This window comes from Vreelandella rituensis (genome assembly GCF_003336665.1).
Lineage (GTDB): Bacteria > Pseudomonadota > Gammaproteobacteria > Pseudomonadales > Halomonadaceae > Vreelandella > Vreelandella rituensis.
The window spans coordinates 1-15176 of the sequence record NZ_QPIJ01000019.1; the positions used below are offsets into that span (position 1 = coordinate 1).

Below are 15176 nucleotides of genomic sequence, written 5' to 3' on the forward strand. Positions count from 1 at the left end.
TGGAGGGTAGAATCGGTCATGGCGTATCCACTCTTGTTGGTTGAGATCTTGGTCGTGATCAATCAACAGGATACGCCACCCTTCCTACTTCCTCCCATACACCAGAAGTCACCATAGCTCGATGAGCTCGCGACGCCTACCTTAAAGGAGTTGGGAGAAGACCCAGACAGCGAGCGGTAATGCATGGCTACGGCTTGTGTCGTGTTAGCGCTTCTCTATACTGGCTATACATACAGTTATAGAGACTCGCCTTATGACGACAACCGCTTCTTTGATGGGTACCGCCGCTCTATGCCCAGTGCCGCAGCCGTTGCCTATGTTCGCCAGTGCTGTGCGAGCCGGCTTCCCCAGCCCAGCCGATGATCATTTGGATGCTGACATTGATCTTCACCGCCACGTCGTAAAACGGCCGGCAGCGACCTTCTTTGTGCGTGCTGAGGGTGACTCCATGCTGGGAGACGGCATCCACCATGGTGATCTGCTGGTGGTGGATCGAAGCCTGGAGCCGTTGCCAGGTCGCGTTATTGTTATCGCAGTAGACGGCGAACTCACCGTGAAGCGGTTAGAGCGTGTCGGGCAGCGCGCCTACCTAAAGGCCAGCAACCCCGCCTACAAGCCAATTCCCCTGGAGGGGCGTGAATCGCATGTCTGGGGCGTCGTCACCCATGTCCTGCACAGTTTGCCGGGTGCCACGCCGCTATGATCGCCTTGGTCGATTGCAACAACTTCTACGTCAGCTGTGAGCGAGTGTTTAACCCAGCGCTTGAAGGACGCCCGGTTGGCGTTCTCTCGAACAACGACGGCTGCATTGTCGCCCGTTCCAATGAGCTGAAAGCACTGGGCGTAGAGATGGGCACGGCGATGCACCTGCTGCCACCCTTCATACGTCGCCAAGCTATTCTCTTGTCGAGTAATTATGCGCTCTACGGGGATATGAGCCGTCGCGTGACAGAGGCACTGACAGAGTTTTCGCCGGATGTGGAGATTTACTCCATCGACGAAAGCTTTGTCGGGTTCCAAGGCTTTGATCCAACGACCCTGGAAGCCTATGGGCAACACCTACGCGAGACTGTCCGGCAATGGACAGGGATTCCCGTCTCGGTCGGCTTCGCTCCCACGCGAGTGCTGGCCAAGCTCGCGAACCATGCCGCTAAAAAGCATCCTGGCTACCGTGATAAAGGCGTCTGCAAACTGGAAACCGATAGCCCAGCGACTCAGATCTTGCTCAAGCAGCTGCCGGTTACCGGGCTATGGGGAATCGCTCGACGTACTGGCGAGCGGCTACGGCTGATGGGAATAGAAACCGCTTGGCAGCTTCGTGAAGCAGATCCCAAACAAATCCGGCGTCACTTTAGCGTGGTGCAAGAGCGCATCGTTTGGGAATTGCGCGGCCAACCGTCTATCCAGCTCGATGATATGAGCCAACCCAAACAACAAATTATGGTTTCTCGTTCGTTTGGTCGGCTCACTAACAGCCCACAGGATCTTCGAGAAGCGCTTCGTCAGCATGCCACGAGAGCAGGTGAGAAATTACGCAAGCAGGGAAGTGTTACCAGTACGGTGATGGTGTTCGTGCACACGAATTCGTTTCGGACCGATTTGCCACAGTACCGAAACCGCACGGTTGTCTCGCTTGAACGCCCTTCGGACGATAGCCGCGACCTCATCAACGCTGCCGTTCAGGGGCTGAGACAGCTATGGCGTAAAGGGTATGCTTACCACAAGGTGGGGGTGATGCTGCTAGACCTCTCACCAAAAGCCAACCGCCAGCTTACCCTAACTGAAACATCCCAGACGGAAGCGGAGGCGCGTAGAAGTGAACGGTTAATGGACACCGTAGACCGCCTGAATCGGGAGCTAGGCAGAGGAACCGTTCAGCTTGGCCTATCCCGCGCAGGCAATGCCTGGGCACTGCGCAGCGAACACCGCACGCCACGTTATACGACTCGCTGGGATGAGTTGGTGAAAGTCAGGATGTGAGCGCCTGATAGGCGGTGTCATCAAAAATAATGAGCAACGCAAGCCCTATATTGCTAAGGTGCGTTAGGAGACTCATAATTTTTTCTTGCATGGAGCGCAAGATGCCGCCAGCCAAGCCAGTAAGTGATGATCCGTTGCGCAGTGTATTTGCGTATCGTGCCTTTGATCTACGTGATCGGTTCCCACAGCCGCTGGAAACGTTCCGTCAGGCGTTAGAGTGCTTACAAAGCAGTGAAGCCTACCTGCCCGATATGAGCGGTGAGATTGTGGCTTACCTCCGGGGTGGCAGTGCTCTTCATATCCCCGAGTACTTTTTTATCCTCCAAAGCGTCAACAGCAGCGCGGTGATCTCTCCGCAAGAAAACGATTACGTCTGCGCCGCGGTTGAAGCCTGGTTACGAGAAACGTTGCTACAGGCATCGACGGCTCTAGAGAATGCATCAACCGTTAGACAAGCTCGGTTCAACATACTGCTAGATCAATGCGATCCCAACGCCCCAGAACCAGACGATATACAAGCATGGCGGGATATGCGTGATGTAGGACGCGAGGTAATAGATGCACCCAGCCGGGAAGATATTTGGGACGCAGCGGTTCAAGCGATGGGCGAAGTACAGGCAAGACGCTGGATGAAAACATCACATCCACAACTTGATGATAGAAGTCCAAATGTATGTGTCGAGGAAAGCCCAGAACGTGTTTATGCGCTTATTCTGCGCATGGGGTCAGGGGAAAAAACGTGACCTAATGGCTGCTGACGACCCAAAGCGGTCTTTGGTTCACAATCACTACATGGAATATAAATGTTCATTCGTACGGTCGAAATTGAAAATTACCGAGCCTTCAAAAACTTCGAGATCAAACTATCACCACTCAGCCTAATTATCGGTGAAAACGAAGCAGGCAAAACTAACCTATTTGACGCGCTTGCCCTGCCACTTAACAGCAACGACATTAGCTTTAATAAGAAACGTCTCTCAGTATCGGATATCAACCGTAAAGCAATCAAAGACTTTTACCAAGCTATCATAAACGGCAAGGAAGATGATGAGATCAAGGCTTTGATTCCAAAGGTTCGAGTTGAGGTCGAGTTCACTGAGCCCAAAAATATTATTGAAGAAAGCGTTATTGGAAAGTGGATAATCGGAGATGAAGCCGACGATAGCTATAAGATTCGCTACGACTTCAGGCCCAAAGATGTAGATCACTTTGTAAAGGCTGCCAAGGATCTACTTGAAGGCATCGAGGACATCAATGATACACGCTGGTTCAACCTGCCAATTGAACTATACGATTACGACGTAACGCAAAGCAATAATGGGTTAAAGGTTAGCTATTCTGATTTAAGACTTATAGCCATCAACTCGATCAATGCCGAGCGTGACGACTTTTCTGAAAGCAACACACAGAAATCAAACGACATTCTGACCAAGATGCTGATTTCCTCTCTCGAGGATTCCGATAAGGCCAAGATTAACAGCGCGTACACTTCTTTCTTTGATGCAATCGAAAGCACCGAGACATTCAAAAAGATTGTTACACCTGATCCAGACTTCGAGAACTTCTTCGACGAGCTTATTGATAAGCTTGAGTGTATCCCCAACCTGCCAAATTTAAAGAGCATCCTATCCAACATCACTTTGAAGTCTGGTGAAAGCTATCTGTATCAGCGTGGTCTTGGGTATCGTAACCTCGTGTACATCTACCTATTATTTGAGTTCTTCAGCGGCAACAAGAATGCACTCAACCTATGCTGTATCGAAGAACCTGAAGCACACCTTAGCGTCAACAACCTCCGCTTCGCAACTGACTTCATATACAAAAGCACACAAAAAGGCGGCTCGTCTCTACAAACGCTAATTAGCTCCCATAGTCCACAGGTCATCAATAAACTTGAGCTAACTAACGTGATCGTCCTATCTGGAAATAATGCCATCCACCTAACTGATAGTAAGAAACATCTCACTAATTACCTTCGTAAGCGACCTAACTTCGATATTCTAAAATTACTACTGAGCAATAAGACTGTACTCGTCGAAGGCACTACCGAAGAGATGCTGATTAACGCCATCCTCTATCGTAATAACGGAAATGTTAGCAGTCTTGAAGCTATTTCCATCGAGCAAACTGGCTTTACAACTTTCATTGACGTCTGGCTGCAAGTCAACAAAGGCAATACTAAGAAGAAGTTAAGCATAATTCGAGATTATGATGACAATGACTCGACCAAAGAAAAACATCAAAAATACGATACCGATAACGACAATATTCGAGTAAGAACCACTACCAAATATACGCTCGAAGATGATCTTGCAGAGGCAGGTGGAAACCTTGACCGCTTAAACACACTTTTCAATAAGAATTACAAAACCTCTGACGAAATGGCCGAGTTCCTGAAGAAAAGCAAAGCCGAAAGGATGCTCAAGATAGCTGACTCCATCCTAGATGAAGAGAAAAAAGATCCGATCACGCTACCAAAGCACATTCAAGAAGCCTTGGATTTCATGAAATGATTGAAGTTCAAATAGCCGGAGCTGGCGCAGGTAAGACTCATGGCCTTGCTGAGAAGATCATCGCACACTACGACACAACATCGTATAAGAAGATCTTTGCGATCACTTATACCAATAATGCCACGCAGAACATCTCTCAATCGATTATCAAACAACTAGGATACTTGCCAGAAAATATCGTAGTTTGCACAGTTCACACGTTTCTATTGAATGAGGTCATTTACCCTTACTCTCCTTTCGTCTTAAATGAAGTACACACCACTTCTTCACAATGCAAAACGTTCTCAAACTTTCCTGCTGGAAAGTCTGCTGAGAAAAAACAAAGAGAAACCAAGAGTACCATTTCAAGGCTTAAGAAAATTGGGGTAATACATGTCGATGAAACATATGCTGCAGCATGGAGAGTTGTCGATGAAAACTATTCAAAACACAGCAGCCAGAAGAAGAAATCTAAAGTTAGGAAAGTTCACAAACTCTTAAGTAGTGCGATCGATAAAATTTTTCTTGATGAAGCTCAGGATCTTGATAAAACTGCTCTTAAGGCCTTTCAAAAAATCGGCGAGAATTCAGCTGACATTTACATGGTAGGCGATCCCAAACAAGCAATAGATTACCCAAAAGATTTCAAAGGGTGGTTAGCTGCAAACAAAGCCAACGAAAATGTTAAAGTGCTGCCGAATATAACGACGTCTCGTAGGGTTCCACAGAGAATCCTTGATCTATCAAATACCTTCTGTCCCCAAGGCCAAGAGCAGATAAGCTTGTCTGAATTTGAAGGACGCCTTACATACATTACTTCAGAAGATGACCATTACGACGCAGTGCTTAGCCACCACATTGAGAGTGGAAGCTTAGTTAGCATCTTCAGAAAAGAAGGTAATTACTCAACCAAAAAAGCAGAATCACTACCCGAGTTTGACCCAGAGGTAGAAGAGCTAATTACAGTGATGTTTCCCGAATATGAAGAAGGCGTGGTCATATACTCATTACAGCGTTTCTTTGCCTCCCTGTTATCCAAGAATGACAACAACTCATCCATATGTAAATTTATTGACAAACTGGAAATTCCATATGATAAAGAGCTGTTTAAAAAGCTTTGCCGGTCAGCTGAGCAATACAGTTCATCCAAGGATAATTCGGCAAAGTACTCAATTAGCAGCATTCAAAGAACTAAGGGCTTAGAGTCTAAGGTGTGCGTCTTGGTCTTAACACCAGCGATTTTCAAATGCTTAACGCAAGATGGTGTAACTAAGTACAACAAGACTTGGAATATGGTCTACGTCGCGTTAACTCGCGCAGAATCTGAACTAGTTATTGCTGTAGACATGGATTTACTTGGTAAAGAGTATAAGCATGATGACATTATTAACCGCCTTGAATCTATTGGTTTTGAAGTGCTAAACCCAAACCTTCCGAACCACAAAGCCGAGGAAAAATTAGAGGAAACATAATATCAACCAAAGATAATTGCCAAACATCTGTTTCTGGCTGGATTTGGACATGGAGAAGATGGTGCAGATCAAGTATAACAAGCGCAAGCACTCGGAATAATTTTTTTGCTGCGCTAAACATTATCCGGTTGTTGGGGACGTTAAACCGCTATATCAGAATCGCCTAAAAGTCCGTTCCTGGCCGTTAGCCCCCGTTCGACCACAAAGTGGTTTGGGCAGGCAGAAGAGAGGCAGGGTCGCAACCGAGCACCACGGCGATCTCGTATAACTTCTCTACGGTGATATTGACCTCCCCCCGTTCGATCCTCCCTATATAGCTGCGGTCGATGCCGGTAGCCAAGGCAAAGGCGTCTTGGGAGAAGCCTTTCTCCTTTCGTTTTTGCCTGATGTTTCTTCCCAGTGCCGTTGCCAACTCGTCCATACCCGCCTCATTTCCTTTGGGCGGGACTATCCTTCGTTGCGGCCTATCTAGCCACGGACTATAATCCGCATTTATTTTTGTCCCCTACGGTGATGGCCATGTCGAGCACCTCTCCTTTCATTGATAAGCGAATTTTCGAATTCCTCCTGAGCCCTGAAAATGCCCAGTTCACCGTTCGCAGCCTTCGGGACCAGTACATGGAGCAATACGGCATTGAAGCCCAGCACAGCACGGCTTTGCGACGCTTCATTTACGAACGAATCAGGGTTTTGATAACCGCAGGCCTAATCGAAAAGGACCGTGAACAGAGAAAACGTGATCAGCTTTTTCATGTCATGCCTTCCCTGAAGGAGGCTGAGCTATGCCTTGAGGGGGAATGCTTTGAGGCATGGCATCAGCGCCTCGCTCCTCACTTGGAGGAGAAGCAAAAAGCGTCAACAGTCAGTGAGAGCACTGACCAGGAAAAGAAGGGCGATGGTCATAATGAAAGTACCAGCCACGCCACTTTGGAGAAAAAACTGAAGGAGACAAAAAGTGAATTTTTTGCGGCGCTGGGTGAAGCAGAAACTTTTCAACAGCTTATGAGTGATTATCCCGAACTCAAACCTGGCATTACCCTTGATTACCGTGACGCTCACGAGCGGAGCTCACGCCTGCTTGGCAATGTGAGCGCTCTAGAAAAAGCCCTGCACCGCCTGGGAGCTCCATAATCCAACCACTACGTAAATGGCAGTCAGACTGCTTGAAGCAAGCGAAAGTACATTTTTCTAATCACAGTGACTTCTTCGTCCAAGCGACACCCGCTAGCGGTAAAACCCGGCTTGCTGCCGAAATAGCGAGGTGGCTTCTTGAAGAAGGACACATTGATTTCGTTATCTGCTTTGCGCCGACGAGAGAAGTGGTGGCTGGTATACAGCGCACCTTTGCTGCCGTATTGGATCAGCGGTTTGGCGATACGCTTGCCTCGGTGGGAGCTGCCTACACCTATCAATCTATGGAGCATCAATCCCCTGATTTTTGGACGTTATTCACGGCGTATCGCACATTGACCATTTTCGATGAGATACATCACTGTGCAGGCCATGATCCTCTTCTCAGCAATACGTGGGGCCAGCAAATAATTCAACGCATTCAAAATGCGGCGACATATACGTTAGCGCTATCAGGAACCCCTTGGCGCTCCGATAAGCTGCCAATTGTGTTAGCCCGCTATACCGATCCCGAAGGCCAGCTGATCTGTGATTACCGTTATGACCTTCAAACCGCCATCCAGGATGGCGTGTGCCGTTCTCCGCGGATTACTCTGATTGATAACCCACAAATCCAGCTCGTGGAAGAAAACGAAAATACGGCGTCAGTACGTGCTTTTTCATCGTTTAAACAGCTACTTGGCGAATCACCAATCAGCTACGAAGACCTCTTGCGGCACGATGACATCCTTAACGCGGTGCTCGATGTCGGTATTGATCGACTTAACGAGGTGAGGAAGACTGTACCCAATGCCGGCGGGCTAGTTGTGGCTACTAACGTCAAACATGCGTACCAAATTGCGGAGCTGCTAAAGGCAAAGAACGAAAGCTGTACGGTGGCAACCAGCCAAACACCCAGAGCTCACCAGCTGATTGATCAGTACCGGCATAACAATACGCGCTGGATTGTTGCGGTTAGTATGATCTCCGAAGGGACGGACATACAGCGTCTATGCGTTTGCACATACCTCAGCCGCATCCGAACAGAGCTGCATTATCGGCAGGTGTTAGGCCGCATTCTACGAAAAATAGGTGCTGCAGATAACGAGGCGTGGCTCTATGTGATCGCAGAACCACTGCTTCGGAAATATTCTCAGAGAATCGCCGACGACCTGCCTGATGATCAAGCAACGCTACAGACCAAAAAGCTCAATGAACGTCTGGAGAAAGCCCGTCTTGATCACGCTAACGGCTGTAGCGAGAGTCCCGAAGCAGTCAGGGATAGCCATCCCCCCCTAATCGAAGACAATGATGCCAGCGAACCGACATCCGTTGAACCACCACTGCTAACACTAAGTTTTTCACAATATTACCGACAGTACCTGCTGACTTTGATATAGAACTTCCGCTCTATGCCTAATCAGTTTGGAAATCACCATGATTGAAGAAACTGCTAATCATTGCCAACTCCCCTTCCGAGAACACAAAAAAGTTCGAAGTCGTCGTCAATGGCGTTTCTGATCCCGAAATAGAAAATTTGGTACTACTTTCGCCCCCCTAACTGAGGCTGCTTAACTGTAGGATTCCTGGCGGCTGAACAGTTCTCGATACATTACGGCGAAGCTACAACCTTTTCTACTTCAACGGGCTATGCCTTCGGTTGCTCAAACAACCAATCCTTCCGTTCAAGGTAGATCGGCGGTCGCGCCACTGCATCTTCCACGGCAACTGGATCCGGCGCGAGCACGATACAGCGGCGCTTACAGCGACTCAGAGCCGTATAGATCATCGACCGCTCAAGAAGCTTTGAAGGCGGCAGTATAACAATAACAGTGTCCCAATCACTTCCCTGGGCGCGGTGCACTGTCAGCGCGTACGCCTTTTCAAGCCAGGACTCACTCTCCGAAAGTAGGACGATGAATACCCCATCGTCAGTTTCCACCTCAAGGTACGGATCGCCTCTGAATCGTCCCTTGGGTTGCAGAACACTTCTAACAACTCCCTTAAGGCCATTCACAACCTCGCCACCGGATGCAAGCTTTTTATTGGCAGTGAAGACAACCGGAGTGCCCGTCACATAGTCCTCGCCGCGGGTGATGTAGCGATGGATGTAGTCGTTTAGTGCCTGACATCCTAGACTGTAGCGTGCCAACGGCGAAATCACCTGCGCATCACCCTTAAAAGCATCGAGCAACCGGATTACAAGCCGCTTCACGGCTCGCACGCTATTGTCCTCGCAGCCGAGCATAAAAACCCCTTCGGCATACGGGTTTCGCCAGTCGAATTTTGGCAGCTTTGGTGCTCGACCCTCGCGGATTTCGCGCAGCTTCTCGGGAATACCTGTTCGTGCGGCTTGCCGGTGGGTAACGGTCAACTCCTGAGTTGGAATAACGCCGGAGTCGATGAATTTAAACAAGAGCCTGCCCGGCCCGATCGAAGGCAACTGTGCAGCGTCTCCGCACAGCACCAAGTGCGAGGACTCTGGCAGCTTGCGAATTAGGCTGAGGAAGCTAAGCAGATCGACCATGGAGAACTCATCCACTACGACCACCGCATCTTCGAAGTCCGCAGCATTCATCTTGTAGAGTGCACTCGCCAGCGTCATGGCCTTGCGCCCCGTGTCAGTAGCGAGCTTGCGCACAGCCTTGGCAGCGAGTGCAAGCAGTATAGGGCGCATTTCCTGGCGCTCGGCGAGGTCGCAGATCGCGCTAACTACGAACGTTTTGCCGACGCCTGCGCCGCCATAAAAAACACTGACGCGCTTCTGTAGAGCGTTGAGAGCTGCGATTCGCTGCTCTGTCGTAAGTTTGATTTTCTGGCCAGCCTGGGCGGTATTGAGCATGTCGCGACCATCATTGCAGGCCACGGGTTTAATGAGACGGCTTTGCACCCAGGCTTCTATCTCACGCTCACCAAACCACGCTCCCGGGACTTGATATCCTCCACCAGCCGGTATCAGAGCGTTGGTTTCCAAAGCCTTGCCGATTGCATCACACGCCAACAGCGTAGCCTGATCCTGCTCAGTACGAGAGCCAAGAAGATCAGCGATGGCCTGCGCGAGCGCCTCATGCGACGTCCAGGTCGATCCGTGATTATCCAGCGAGGCATACGCAGCAGCCTCGGCAGCGCCCACTAGACGTACCAAATGATCGGCACTGATACCAAGCTTCTCGGCCAGGTCATCCACCGTCTGCCAATCCATAAACAGCAGCAGCCGGTATGGGTTCTCGGAGAGCTTTTCCACCACTCCTCTGCCCCAAGCCTTTTGCACTCTGGCACCGAGGCCGGGATCAATACCATGATGATCGAGCCACTGTGCTACGGCACGTTCGCTTGCAGTAAAACTCCAGCTCTTCAAGAGGGCATCGACCTTGGTTCTGGTCAATACCCCTGCCAGCATCCTCTTGTTGCCCTGATTGAGTACCTCATGGAGCTGCTCGCCAAAGTGTTTACTTAGACGCTCAACGGTAGCCTTGCCGATACCTGGAAAGGCTTCGCTGGATAGCAGTCTCAGCAGGTTTGCATGATCAGACATGCAGAGTCCTTAGGCTACTATGGCAGTGTTTTTCAAAGGCCCCACGCTGCCGCCGCACCTCCTCGACTTCCACTTCCAGCAGCGCAAACCGCTCGCGCTGGCGTCGCTCACGCTGCCTGGCCTTCTCCAAGTCCTTCTCAAGCTGCTCTACGCGCCGCTGAAGTCTGCGGACCTCCTGAGCCTCGGCAGCGCCGGATTTGGCGCTTTCAGCGGATTCTTGGGCACTCGGGGCAGGCTGCGACAGCTGTGTCACCCAAGCCTGAACCGCAGCATCCATCTCACTGAGGATCGGACGGCACTTAGAGCTTTCTAAACGCTTACGCTCGAAGCGCTCCAAGCCTCGCGCCTTCAGGGCTCGCTCAAGTCCTGAGCGACTGACGGCGCCGCGATATATCGGCCACTGCTCGACCGGCACCTCATGGCGGTACAGAACAAGCGCTTCTGCGTAAAGATCCCGCTGTTTTGTACTCTTCATCAGTTCCTCGCTGGTGGAATGTCCTTATCGAACATACTGAGGATTTTCGCCGTCTCCTGTTCGTCAGGGAGTGTGCCGCCTGCGGGCCGGTCGATCTGATGAACATGCATGCCTTTGAGCCGAATATGAAAAGCGATACGCTGCCAACGCTCACGCCAGAGCGCCTCACGGCGCTGATGCTCAGCCACCTGTTTCTTCAACAGTTCGACCTCGCGCTCCAGGGTAGCCAGCTCCAAACTAACCTCCTGTCGCGTCTTGGGCAGGTTGATCAGGGCCTCCTTGGCAAGGCGGTATGCCTGCTTGATCTCCGGCTTGCGATCCATTGCGGCACGGGTGAAGCCAAATCGCTCCTCAAGCGCGGCCCAAGTCAGATCCGAGCCCAGCTTGCCCTCGGCCCATAGGGCCAACTCGGCAACCACGCTCTGCACGTCCTCAGGAGACATGCGGGCGTACTTGCTAACCTTCATGTTCTACCTCCTCAGCGAGTTCCTCTGCGTACTCGTAAGGATCGAAGAACTCAATGCCGTTTAACTCCATTTGACGAGCAAGGGTCTTAAGCTTGGACGTGTGATGAGCGATCCAGTCGATGCTCTTGCGTGGCCGAGCACTCTGCTCCTGCTTCTTCGCGAGGTCGAGCTGGATCATAGTGTTGGCCCATAGACGCCTAATTTCATCAGCGCGGCCCGGATCTGTCTTGGCGTAGACGTAGTCATGGCAGTCGGCTTGGCACTGCAGATGCCGCTCGCATGGTGTCTGTGTAAAGTCATGGACGCAGATACCTGTGCCGACGTCGTGCACGGCACGGACGCTGATTTTGACGAAGGCTTTGCGCTTATCGATGGGCACGTAGTGCATTTGATCCGCCAGGGCGCCCTCAGCCTCACCGGCCAGCAGCGCCTCTTGAACCTCCTTGACGCGCTTTTCTCGACTGGTGTGCTGGTATGCCTTGGTATCGCGCGGGTTGTCACGCCCAAACCATTGCGTCTGGATCAGCTCAGGCAGTCCGCCCTCATCAAGCAGCGTGTTTACCGTGTGACGGAACATATGGGAGGTAAAGTCCAGCTCAACGACCACTTCCTGAGCATACTCTTGGGAAAGTGCAGGCAGCTGCCTTGTAATCCACCCGCTGAGCATTGGATGGCTAATGATGCCGGCCAGCCAATGTGCATGCACAAGACTGCGAAAGTTTCCTCCTAAGTAGATATTTTGGAGAAACAGCATGTGCTCCGGATAAAATTTCTTCCCAAACTGGTCGATGTGGATCGGTTCCACCATTGAAGGATGAAAATCGCGCCGGCAGTATGCCTTGATGCCTTCGAGACTGGTAAAATAGCGATATGCTCCAGATCTATACTCTTCACCTTGCCGTGCCCAACCATTCTTGTGAAGCCAGCCACTTACTGACACATCCAGCAGTGTTGGTGACAGTCCTAGACGCTTGAGGTCTTTTTTGTAGAAGTGCCTATCCACTGACTCTCCGTCAAGAAAACGGAGATCCGGCCCGTTATGACGACGCATCTCGGCGGCTATCTGACGAGCCGGCTCGCACAACACATGCACCTCAGCGATAGTGTCCATGACGATCTGCGCGGCTTCTGTCGGAATAGGAAGCTTTTCGGACGGCGTATAGGTGTCACCTTGGGATGTCTTCCGCTTGAAGTAGGTGATAAACGCATTACCGTCGCGATCTTCCTCAATCACTTGGTCTGGCAGATACGCGACCTCGCTAAAGCGTCGACCAAGGCAGGCGAACAGGGTCAGCATCAGCACATAGAGTCTAGATGGGTGCTCGGCCGGCACCTTCTGGAACAAGGTGGCGATGAGCAGGTAAACTTTCTCGCTCACCATCTTGCTGTGGCTGGTCTCTTGATCCAACACGGGATCATCCAGACGTATCATCCCTACACCGCTCGCACTGTCGGGGCGTTTCATCTTCGAGTACTTCCAGTCCAGCCGCACCTTGCACAACTCATTGGCATCCAGATGGGCGGCGAACTCACCCAGAGCCTTCTGCATTTGATAGGCCGTGGATTCGGCATAGCTTTTGCTGATTAGACCTGCAGCATCCTCAAGGTCGCCAGGCGTGATGTCCCCCACATTGCGTCCCCCTTGCCGCAACACATAGGCAACGAAGCTTATGGCATAAATAAACTGCCTCAGATTTGTTACTGACTGCGCCTTGCGATGAAAGCGTAGAACTACCAGCGTCTTGCCCAACTCGGCGAAGCCATCTTCTAACGGGTCAGCATCTCCCAAGCCAAGCTTTGGTGAGTATTCGAAGTTAATGCTGGCCTTTATGCTATTCTTGCCACTCTGTTTGAGCAGTCGGCCGCCGGTCACGGTCCAGGTATCGCTTTCCCAAACAGCCCCCGGCAACTGCGTCATGAGCTGCTTGGCAAGCTGCACAATCGCACCGAGGTTAGCTTGATAGCTGCGATCAAACTGACTCAAAAATGGCACCACTCGCGCTTTTCGGTTGCCCCTGCCATCGGTCTTGTGACTAACATTAGCCATGAGCTACCTCCCGAGCTGCTTTACACGCCTCAATTACCTGGCCCACGGCAAAAATCACCCGATCCTGTTGCACGGCTAGGCGATGACTCCCTTTTTCCCAGCGCTCATCGCGCCGTGCCAGCAAAAGCTCCAAGACGTGTGCATGATTAGCGTCTTCGTAGGGCTGGAATTTCGGGCAGAGGTAGCATGAATAGGGCGGATCAAGGCGACAAAGCGCCGACTCACCGCAAACGCCGATTTCGGTATGATCGGTAGGGTTTGCCTCACTGTAGAAACTCAGGTGCTTGTCGTCCCGGTCACCATTCACTGCCTCGGCGTCACTGGCTACTACCTTGCCGGTGAAGTAAGCCAGATAGTGGCCGAACTGCTTGGCCACAGCTGCGTCCAACATACGCACCATTTTCCCTTTGAGTGCGAAGTAAACCTCAACGTGCTGGGTGTCGGAGTGGTCAAGAATTTTGGCTAATTCACGGCGACTGATGCCCTCCTCCACCAGTGCGGTGGCCAGCGTGTATCTCAACCGTCGAGGGGTGACAACCATTTGCGCGCAGGTTAGAGGGGAGGTGATATCGTGGCGCTCCACGAAAGCCCGTAGCAAACGGTTAATCTCTGAGGCGGGGATGCGGAAAGCTCGCTCGGCCTGAGCTGCCAGCACCGTTTGCCTTGGGCGGCGAATGAACAACGGCTTGTGGCTAATTGTCACCTCACCACGATCAGCCGTTATAATCGTAGTGTTAATGTCACGATTGGCATGGATTAGGTTCAGTAAGTGGCGCGCAGCCGTTTTATCCATTTTTTCTTCAATAAAGTCCCGTCGCGGATCGATCTGGCGCTTTTTGATTCGCGGGATGCTGAGGACATAGCAGGCCGACACCTTGCCAGGGTCGATGCCATCCGTAAGGTTGACCAGATCCGACTCATTGAGCCAGACGAGATTGGCCGGATTGCGACCGAAGGCGATACAAAGAGCCAGTGCCGCCTTTTGCTGAAGATGTTCGTACTGTGCACTGCCGTCGCGCTCTAGCGCATTGATCAGCAGAGGTACCTCGAGAGTCCGATCAAGCGGCCCCTTGTCAGGGTCATCAGATTTGACAGCTTCCCCCTTGGGATTACCCGGAATGGACATGCCGTCGAGTTCGTTCGCATACTGGGGGTCGAAACCAATCTCGGGGAAGTTGTCGGCGCACCAAACGTACCAGCGAATAGGACGGTATAGCGCCCACAGCCGATGGCTTGCACGTGCCTCACTAATGGCACTCTCCATCAGCGAAATCAGTCGTTCACGCAGGTCATCAACTGCGATATCGCTGGACAGACCGAAGGTGTCTTGCCGTGAAATAATCTCCATGGAAAAATCCACGTACAGCGCATTCCCTGAATGACTGGATGTTGTGCGGATAACGTGCATTAATCTGCGCTTAAGAGCCCAGCGTAGAAACTGGTTTTCCACCCTGCCACAATAAATTGTGCCTGATCTTGAAACATAATCCAGGCGCCAATCGTCCCCTGAAACATCAACTTGGTATCCCTCTCGGCTGGTGATTATCTCGGGCACATCAAGCCAACCATGCTCATCGATCAAGCCTTGCAGAAGCGAG

The 15176-nt window shown here is 51.2% G+C and carries 13 protein-coding genes; 7 read left to right on the forward strand and 6 right to left on the reverse strand.

The genetic code is table 11. The features are described 5' to 3' along the window. Positions 1 to 253 precede the first annotated feature (253 nt). The 5 genes from DU506_RS09665 to DU506_RS09685 all read left to right on the forward strand — a co-directional run bounded on the left by DU506_RS09665 (position 254) and on the right by DU506_RS09685 (position 5944). Positions 254 to 703, forward strand: a complete 450-nt coding sequence (locus DU506_RS09665; RefSeq protein ID WP_114486735.1) for a LexA family protein — start codon at positions 254 to 256, stop codon at positions 701 to 703. Then, the gene (locus tag DU506_RS09670; protein WP_114486736.1) at positions 700 to 1980 is read left to right on the forward strand and encodes a Y-family DNA polymerase; all 1281 of its coding nucleotides are present in this window, start codon (positions 700 to 702) and stop codon (positions 1978 to 1980) included. The genes DU506_RS09665 and DU506_RS09670 overlap by 4 nt, the downstream gene beginning before the upstream one ends. Before the next feature lie 101 nt (positions 1981 to 2081). Next, entirely contained in the window at positions 2082 to 2723 is a 642-nt protein-coding gene (locus tag DU506_RS21620; RefSeq protein ID WP_181870731.1) for a hypothetical protein, read from the forward strand. A 60-nt stretch (positions 2724 to 2783) separates the two neighbouring features. Further along, positions 2784 to 4493: an ATP-dependent nuclease gene (locus DU506_RS09680; RefSeq protein ID WP_114486737.1), complete on the forward strand. Its 1710-nt coding sequence runs from the start codon at positions 2784 to 2786 to the stop codon at positions 4491 to 4493. Next, positions 4490 to 5944, forward strand: a complete 1455-nt coding sequence (locus tag DU506_RS09685; protein ID WP_114486738.1) for a UvrD-helicase domain-containing protein — start codon at positions 4490 to 4492, stop codon at positions 5942 to 5944. Before DU506_RS09680 ends, DU506_RS09685 begins: the two co-directional genes overlap by 4 nt. Positions 5945 to 6128: 184 nt before the next feature. Here DU506_RS09685 and DU506_RS09690 read toward each other — a convergent pair whose 3' ends face one another. Next, on the reverse strand, positions 6129 to 6365 hold the full coding sequence (locus DU506_RS09690; RefSeq protein WP_114486739.1) for a helix-turn-helix domain-containing protein: 237 nt from the start codon (positions 6363 to 6365) through the stop codon (positions 6129 to 6131). A 98-nt stretch (positions 6366 to 6463) separates the two neighbouring features. Between DU506_RS09690 and DU506_RS09695 the strand changes: the two genes are divergently transcribed. Together DU506_RS09695 and DU506_RS09700 are read left to right on the forward strand one after the other, a co-directional pair. Then, entirely contained in the window at positions 6464 to 7075 is a 612-nt protein-coding gene (locus tag DU506_RS09695; RefSeq protein WP_114486740.1) for a hypothetical protein, read from the forward strand. Positions 7076 to 7107: 32 nt separating this feature from the next. Next, entirely contained in the window at positions 7108 to 8454 is a 1347-nt protein-coding gene (locus tag DU506_RS09700) for a DEAD/DEAH box helicase (protein WP_235825500.1), read from the forward strand. Positions 8455 to 8702: 248 nt separating this feature from the next. On the opposite strand, the gene DU506_RS09705 is transcribed toward DU506_RS09700, so the two are convergent. From DU506_RS09705 to DU506_RS09725, 5 genes are read right to left on the reverse strand one after another with little or no spacing between them, the layout of a single operon-like run. Then, the gene (locus DU506_RS09705; protein ID WP_114486742.1) at positions 8703 to 10589 is read right to left on the reverse strand and encodes an AAA family ATPase; all 1887 of its coding nucleotides are present in this window, start codon (positions 10587 to 10589) and stop codon (positions 8703 to 8705) included. Beyond that, complete coding sequence (locus DU506_RS09710) at positions 10582 to 11064, reverse strand: hypothetical protein (RefSeq protein ID WP_114486743.1); 483 nt, start codon at positions 11062 to 11064, stop codon at positions 10582 to 10584. The genes DU506_RS09705 and DU506_RS09710 overlap by 8 nt, the downstream gene beginning before the upstream one ends. Then, entirely contained in the window at positions 11064 to 11531 is a 468-nt protein-coding gene (locus DU506_RS09715) for a protein kinase (RefSeq protein ID WP_114486744.1), read from the reverse strand. The genes DU506_RS09710 and DU506_RS09715 overlap by 1 nt, the downstream gene beginning before the upstream one ends. Continuing rightward, the gene (locus DU506_RS09720) at positions 11521 to 13578 is read right to left on the reverse strand and encodes a hypothetical protein (RefSeq protein WP_220254339.1); all 2058 of its coding nucleotides are present in this window, start codon (positions 13576 to 13578) and stop codon (positions 11521 to 11523) included. The genes DU506_RS09715 and DU506_RS09720 overlap by 11 nt, the downstream gene beginning before the upstream one ends. Beyond that, entirely contained in the window at positions 13571 to 15160 is a 1590-nt protein-coding gene (locus tag DU506_RS09725; protein WP_220254343.1) for a tyrosine-type recombinase/integrase, read from the reverse strand. Before DU506_RS09725 ends, DU506_RS09720 begins: the two co-directional genes overlap by 8 nt. Positions 15161 to 15176 lie beyond the last annotated feature (16 nt).

Bases quoted from the DNA above. Each gene is read 5' to 3' on its own strand.
- DU506_RS09680 (WP_114486737.1), top strand. From the start codon at position 2,784: ATGTTCATTCGTACGGTCGAAATTGAAAATTACCGAGCCTTCAAAAAC.
- DU506_RS09720 (WP_220254339.1), bottom strand. From the start codon at position 13,578: ATGGCTAATGTTAGTCACAAGACCGATGGCAGGGGCAACCGAAAAGCG.
- DU506_RS09710 (WP_114486743.1), bottom strand. From the start codon at position 11,064: ATGAAGAGTACAAAACAGCGGGATCTTTACGCAGAAGCGCTTGTTCTG.
- DU506_RS09665 (WP_114486735.1), top strand. From the start codon at position 254: ATGACGACAACCGCTTCTTTGATGGGTACCGCCGCTCTATGCCCAGTG.
- DU506_RS09670 (WP_114486736.1), top strand. From the start codon at position 700: ATGATCGCCTTGGTCGATTGCAACAACTTCTACGTCAGCTGTGAGCGA.
- DU506_RS09715 (WP_114486744.1), bottom strand. From the start codon at position 11,531: ATGAAGGTTAGCAAGTACGCCCGCATGTCTCCTGAGGACGTGCAGAGC.
- DU506_RS09695 (WP_114486740.1), top strand. From the start codon at position 6,464: ATGTCGAGCACCTCTCCTTTCATTGATAAGCGAATTTTCGAATTCCTC.
- DU506_RS09705 (WP_114486742.1), bottom strand. From the start codon at position 10,589: ATGTCTGATCATGCAAACCTGCTGAGACTGCTATCCAGCGAAGCCTTT.
- DU506_RS09690 (WP_114486739.1), bottom strand. From the start codon at position 6,365: ATGGACGAGTTGGCAACGGCACTGGGAAGAAACATCAGGCAAAAACGA.
- DU506_RS09685 (WP_114486738.1), top strand. From the start codon at position 4,490: ATGATTGAAGTTCAAATAGCCGGAGCTGGCGCAGGTAAGACTCATGGC.
- DU506_RS21620 (WP_181870731.1), top strand. From the start codon at position 2,082: ATGCCGCCAGCCAAGCCAGTAAGTGATGATCCGTTGCGCAGTGTATTT.